Genomic DNA, 6397 nt, shown 5'->3' on the forward strand with positions numbered 1-6397 from the left:
CGCTTTCAGTGCGCTGAAAGCGTCCTTCGGCTCGTCTGGCGCGACTTCGGTGCGTGGCGCGCCGCACCGAGGGACGCCCTTGGTGCGTTCAGTGCGGCTAGGGCGTCCCTCGGCGCGTCTGGTGCACCGAAGGCGTCCCTCGGCTCATCCGCGTCCCGGGCCCTCCCGGTCTTCCGGCTCCTGGCGGCGCGGTCATGTCCCGAACGCGCCGTTCGGGACGTTGATCGTCCCTTGCGCGTCGTTCAGGACACCGCCATCGCTTCAGCGTTCCGCCGCGCTACGAAAACCGCCCCTGAAACCCAGCAAATCCACGAATCCCGCAACAGGAAGCCCATCCACAGCCCCCGGCGATTGTGGACAACTTCCGTTCCCCAGCGCCGGAAACCGGGTTCTGTCGTACCCCGGCGATAGACTGCTGTCGGGGTCGCCCCCCAGGGCGGGTGGGGGGACACCCTGGTGATGGGGGCGCGGAGCGCGTCAGTCCAGGGGCAGGTTGAGCAGGGCGTTCTCGACGAGTTCCGGCATGGCGGGGTGGATCCAGTACTGGCCGCGCGCCATGCTGCGCGCGTCGAGGCCGAAGCTCATCGCCTGGATCAGCGGCTGGATCACCGTCGAGGCCTGCGGGCCGATGATGTGCGCGCCGAGGATCAGGCCGGTCGCCGGGTCCGCCAGGAGCTTCGCGAAGCCGGTGGTGTCCTCCATCGCCCAGCCGTAGGCGATCCCGGCGTAGTCCTGCTTCGAGACCACAAAGGACACTCCCCGCTCGCGCGCGGCCTGTTCGGTCAGGCCGACCGACGCCACCTGCGGCGAGGTGAACACCGCGTGCGGGACGAACCGGTGGTCCGCGGCGATCGGGGCGTCCGGGTTCAGCAGATTGTGTTGCACCACCCGGGTTTCGTGGTTCGCGACGTGCTTGAGCTCGTGCGGTGAGGAGAGGTCGCCGAGTGCGTAGACGCCGTCCACGACCGTCCGCTGGTACTCGTCGACGGCGACGTGCCCACTGTCCACAGTGGTCACTCCGGTGGCGTCGAGGCCGAGCAGGTCGGAGTTCGGGGTACGCCCGGTCGCGATCAGCAGCTGCTCCGCCTCGACGGTTTCGGCGCCCCGCGGCCCCTCCAGGTCCAGCGCGATCCCGGCCTCGGTCCGCCGGGCCCGCACTGTCTTGCGGTCCAGCCGGACGTCGAAGCGCTGTGACGCCAGTTCGGTGAACCGCGCGCTGACGTCCTCGTCCTCCGAGCGCAGCAGCGCCCCCGAGCGGTTGACCACGGTCACCGCGACCCCGAACGAGGCGAAGACATGGGCGAATTCGGCCGCGATGTACCCGCCGCCGAGGATCACGATGCTCGCGGGCAGCTCGTCGAGCCGCATCACGGTGTCGGAGGTGTGGTAGCCGACGTCGGCCAGCCCCGGCACGTCCGGGATCACCGGGCGCCCGCCCGCGGCGAGCACGAACCGGTCCGCGGTCAGCACCTCGTCGGGACGCCCGTCCGGGAACGAGACCCGGAGCTCCTTGTGCCCGGTGAACCGTCCTTCGCCCTCGTACAGATCGACGTTCGCGTTGTCCTCGTGGCTGCGGCGGTAGTCGGCGCCACCGGCGGCGATCGGGTCGATCCGGCCGAAGATCCGGTCCCGGACGTCACGCCAGCGCACCCCGAGCAGCTCCTCGTCGACACCGAGGCGCGCGCTCTTCGAGGGCGTCGCGGCGACGTCGGCCGCGTGCACGAACATCTTCGTCGGGATGCAGCCGACGTTGAGGCAGGTACCCCCGAACGTGCCCTTCTCGACTATGGCGGTCTTCCAGCCGGCGAACCGCGGGTCGAGGATCGAGTTACCCGAGCCGGTCCCGACGATCACCAGGTCGTAGTGGGGCACGTTTGTCATCCTTCGCGTGAGAAGCCGGTCGTTCACCCTAGCCAACCCCGGGAACCATGCCGATGTTCCCGCCGGGGTGACGGCTGGGTGGCGACGCAGCGCAGGGAAACCACCCGTTCCAGTGACACCATTTCGGGCTTTCGCCGACTAGGGTATGCGCAGCCGCTCGTGTACACGCTGGAGTCGTCCAGCTCCCGAGTGCTCGCGCCGCACAGCCCAGTACCCCGGTGAAGGGATCGACTCATGCCCAAGACCTCGCGCCGCCCCTGGCTGCTCGCGGCCGGAGCGCTGCTGCTCACCGCGGCGGTGGTGCCGGTCGTGGTCGGTAACGCGATCGCGCAGGACACCGGCGGCGTCGAACCCCGGATAGTGGGCGGCGACAAGGCGTCGCTGGCCGATCACCCGTACGCGGTGTACCTGACCGACAGCAACAACTACCAGTACTGCGGCGCGGTCATCGTCAGCTCGACCACGGTGGTCACCGCGGCGCACTGCGCGGCGGCGGTCAAGCAGGACGAGGTCCGGGTCGTCGCGGGCAGGGAGGACAAGCGGTCCTCCGACGGCAAGGTGTTCAAGGTGTCGAAGATGTGGACGCACCCGGACTTCACCCGGCCGGAGAAGGGTGACGACATCGCGGTGCTGACCGTGGCGGGCAGGCTGCCGTACCGGCCCGCGAAGGTCGCCACGTCCGCCGACGGCGACGCCTACCGCGAGGGTACGAAGGCCACCGTGCTCGGCTGGGGCCGCGTCTCCGACGGCGGCGACCGCTCGGACTACCTGCGCAGCGCCGTCGTCCCGGTGACCAGTGACGCGACCTGCAAGAGCGGGTACGACGTGTACGACGCGAAGAGCATGGTCTGCGCCGGCTACCCGAAGGGCGGCATCGACGCCTGCACCGGCGACTCCGGCGGCCCGCTGGTTGTCGGGGACACGCTGATCGGCATCGTCTCCTACGGCGTCGGCTGCGGCCAGCCCGGGAAACCCGGCGTCTACACCCGGGTCGCCACCTACGCCGACCAGATCGCCGAGCACGAGCAGCCCCGCCTGTTCGGCTGACCGGAGCGGCGGGGTGTGCTAAGCAGAAGCGTGCACACCCCGTTCATCGCCTCCGGTCCCGAACTCACCGCCGAGCAGCTGCACGACATCCTGCGGCTGCGCGTCGACGTCTTCGTCGTGGAACAGAAAGCCGCCTATCCCGAAGTGGACGGACGGGATCTCGAGCCCGGTACCAGCCACCTGTGGTTCGAGGGGGAGGACGGCGTCGACGCGTATCTGCGAGTGCTGTCCGATCCGGACGAAGTGCTGCGCATCGGGCGCGTGTGCACGACGAAGGAAGCCCGTGGCCGGGGGCTCGCGGCGCGGCTGATGGAGGTCGCGCTCGTCGAGCACGGGGACGCCGACTACGTGCTCGACGCCCAGACGTACGCGCGGGGTTTCTACGAGCGCTTCGGATTCATCGCCGAGGGCGAGGTGTTCGAGGACGAGGACGGCATCCCGCACATCACGATGTGGCGCCGCGCGGAGCCGTCGCGCTGATCACCTTCACCGCTTTGTCCACATCGGACTCGGCGAGATCGGCGCGCGCGGTCAGCCGCAGCCGCGAAACCCCGTCCGGCACCGACGGCGGCCGGAAGCACCCGACGCGCACACCCTGCTCGGCACACGCCGCCGCCCAGGACGCCGCCGCTTCCGCGGACGGCGCCTTCAGGGAGATGACGGCCGCTTCGGGCAGGCTGACCCGGAAACCGGCTGACATGAGCTGACCGGCGATGGTGCCCGCCGCGTCGACGACCTTTGCCGCGAGGTCCGGCTCCGCCTTGAGGACACCGAGTGCGGCGAGCGCGGCGGCGGCGTTCGCCGGGGCGAGCGCGGCGTCGAAGATGAAGCTGCGCGCGGATTCGACGAGATGCCGGATCACCCGGCGTGGCCCGAGCACCGCACCGCCTTGCGTACCAAGGGAATTCGACAGCGTGATGGTGGTGACGACGTCGGGCGCGCCGGCCAGCCCCGCCGCGTGCGCCGCGCCGCGCCCGCCCTCGCCGAGCACGCCGAACCCGTGCGCGTCGTCGATCAGCAACGCCGCGCCGTGCGCCCGGCAGGACTCGGCGAGTTCGCCCAGCGGCGCCAGGTCACCGTCCACGGAGAACACCGAATCGGTGACCACGAGCGCCCGCGGTTTGCGGCGCGTCGCCAGCGCGTGCTTGATCGCCGACGGCGCGCCGTGCGCCACCGCCGCCACGTCCGCGCGCGAGAGCCGGCAGCCTTCGATGAGCGAGGTGTGGATGTGCTTGTCGGTCACGATCGCCGCGTCGGCGCCGGAGAGCGCGGTGACCGCGCCGAGGTTCGCGGTGAACCCGGAGGAGAACACCAGCGCGGCCTGCGCGCCGCAGAACCGCGCCAGCTCGTGCTCGAGTTCGGTGTGCAGCTCGGTGGATCCGCTGACCAGGCGGGAGCTGGTCGCCCCGGCACCCCAGCGCAGCGCGGCGGCCGCGGCCGCCCCGGCGACCCGCTTGTCCCTGGCCAGGCCGAGATAGTCGTGCCCGGCGAGGTCCAGTTCGTGGTCCTGGGCGGGGCGGGGCCGCAGTTTGCGCGTCAGGCCCGCACCGGCTCGCTTCTCGGCTTCGGCGTCGAGCCAGTCGAAGACCTGGTCGGGCGGGAGCTGGGGAGGGACCGGTGCGTTCACGTCCCGCAGTCTCCCACCCGGCGCGTCACGGCGGGCCGACCGGGTGCAGCGTGTCCGTGAGCCGCAGCCAGCGGGTGATCCCGAGTCCCCGCAGGAACTCGTGGTCGTGCGAGACCACCACGAGCGCCCCGCCGAACGCCGTCAGCGCGCTCGTCAGCTGCCGGACACTGGCCAGGTCGAGGTTGTTCGTCGGCTCGTCCAGGATCAGCAGCCGCGGCGCGGGTTCGGCCAGCAGCAGCGTCGCCAGCGTCGCGCGGAACCGCTCACCGCCGGACAGGCTGCCCGCCGGACGGTCCGCGTTCTTGCCCCGCACCAGGAATCGGGCCAGCAACGCCCGCGCGGTGTTGTCCGGCACGGACGGCGCCGCGCGCCGCACGTTCCCGACGGCGGAAACTTCGTCGTCGAGCAGGTCCAGCCGTTGCGGGAGCATCCGGACCGGGACCAGCACCTCGGCCTCCCCGGCGAGCGGGGCCAGTGCACCGGTGAGCGTTCGCAGCAGCGTGGTCTTCCCGGCGCCGTTCGCGCCGAGGATCGCGATCCGCTCGGGACCGCGGACGTCGAGATCCACGACCGGCCCGTTGCGCAGCTCCACCCCGTTCAGCCGCAGTACCTCCTTGCCCGCGGGGACCGTCGTCGCGGGCAGGTCGACGCGGATGACGTCGTCGTCGCGGACGGCGTCCTCGGCGCTCTTGAGCCGTTCGGTCGCCCGCGCCAGCCGATCCGTGTGCAGGATCCGGTGTTTCCCGGCCGCGATTTCGGCGTCCTCCTGGCGTTTGCGCATCCGGACCTTGGGCTCGCGCTTGTTCTCCCACTGCTTACGGGCGTAGCGCTGTCGCCGCGCGAGCTTGACGTGTGCTTCGGCGAGTTCGCGTTTCTGCCGCGCGAAATCGGCTTCGGCGACCCGGACCCGGCGTTCGGCCGCCTCCTGTTCGGCGGCGAGCGCGGTCTCGAACGCGGTGAGGTTCCCGCCGAACACGGTGACGTCGTGCTCGCGTACCTCGCCGATCCGGTCGACGAGGTCGAGCAGCTCGCGATCGTGCGAGACGACCACGAGCGTGCCCGGCCACTGCCGGACCGTGTGGTGCACGATCTCCCTGGCGCGGCGGTCGAGGTTGTTGGTCGGCTCGTCCAGCAGCAGCACGTCCGGACGGCGCAGCAGCTGCGCCGCCAGGCCGAGCAGGACGAGTTCGCCGCCGGACAGCTCCCCGGCCCTGCCGTCCAGCGGGACGGCGTCGAGGCCGAGCTGGTCGAGTGTGGCGCGAGTGTGCTTCTCGACGTCCCACTGGTCGCCGATCACCGCGAACAACCGCTCGTCGGTGTCCCCGCTTTCGACGGCCGAGATCGCCGCGCGGATCGTGGCGATGCCGAGCAGGTCGTCGATCGGGCGGTCCGGATCGAGGACGAGGTCCTGCCGCAGGTACGCGAGCCTGCCGCGCACCCAGACCGACCCGGCCGACGGCGTCAGCGCTCCGCTGATCAGCCGCAGCAGGGTGGATTTGCCCGTGCCGTTGCCACCGATCAGGCCGGTGCGGCCGGGACCGAGGGTGAACGTGGTGTGGTCGAACACCGGCCCGCCGTCGGGCCAGGCGAAAACGAGGTCGGAAACGACAATGGACGAAGACATACGGGACTCCTCAAAGGCTTTTTCGGCTTGGCTAAGCGAAAAACCCTCAGAAGATCAACGTCCCGGCACCCTTCGACGACAACACCGACCGACCCAACCTAGCCACCCGCCCACGCCGCGGCAAACCCTTTACCGGGCCGGGACGAGGGTAAAGAGAAAGGTAGTGAAGGAGAAAAGGAAACAACACAAGCGCTGTGGCCAAGAGAAAAACGAAGCGC

The 6397-nt window shown here is 70.6% G+C and carries 5 protein-coding genes; 2 read left to right on the forward strand and 3 right to left on the reverse strand.

The features are described 5' to 3' along the window. Positions 1–477 precede the first annotated feature (477 nt). Positions 478–1872, reverse strand: coding sequence for a mycothione reductase (locus tag ACFWY9_RS06250; protein WP_378338293.1), 1395 nt, complete (start codon positions 1870–1872; stop codon positions 478–480). Between the two features lie 243 nt (positions 1873–2115). On the opposite strand from ACFWY9_RS06250, the gene ACFWY9_RS06255 reads away from it, so the two are divergent. Then, a complete protein-coding gene (locus ACFWY9_RS06255) occupies positions 2116–2928 on the forward strand; it encodes a S1 family peptidase (protein WP_378338294.1) in 813 nt (270 codons plus the stop codon). Between the two features lie 30 nt (positions 2929–2958). After that, entirely contained in the window at positions 2959–3408 is a 450-nt protein-coding gene (locus ACFWY9_RS06260; RefSeq protein WP_378330482.1) for a GNAT family N-acetyltransferase, read from the forward strand. Here ACFWY9_RS06260 and ACFWY9_RS06265 read toward each other — a convergent pair. Further along, the gene (locus ACFWY9_RS06265; RefSeq protein ID WP_378338295.1) at positions 3374–4555 is read right to left on the reverse strand and encodes an aminotransferase class I/II-fold pyridoxal phosphate-dependent enzyme; all 1182 of its coding nucleotides are present in this window, start codon (positions 4553–4555) and stop codon (positions 3374–3376) included. The two genes, ACFWY9_RS06260 and ACFWY9_RS06265, sit on opposite strands and share 35 nt — an antisense overlap. A 25-nt stretch (positions 4556–4580) precedes the next feature. Next, entirely contained in the window at positions 4581–6179 is a 1599-nt protein-coding gene (locus tag ACFWY9_RS06270; protein WP_378338296.1) for an ABC-F family ATP-binding cassette domain-containing protein, read from the reverse strand. Between the last annotated feature and the right edge of the window lie 218 nt (positions 6180–6397).

This window comes from Amycolatopsis sp. NPDC059027, assembly GCF_042739735.1.
In the GTDB taxonomy this organism is placed as follows: domain Bacteria; phylum Actinomycetota; class Actinomycetes; order Mycobacteriales; family Pseudonocardiaceae; genus Amycolatopsis.

Coding starts and splice junctions, on each gene's coding strand:
- ACFWY9_RS06255 (WP_378338294.1), top strand. CDS start 2,116: ATGCCCAAGACCTCGCGCCGCCCCTGGCTGCTCGCGGCCGGAGCGCTG.
- ACFWY9_RS06270 (WP_378338296.1), bottom strand. CDS start 6,179: ATGTCTTCGTCCATTGTCGTTTCCGACCTCGTTTTCGCCTGGCCCGAC.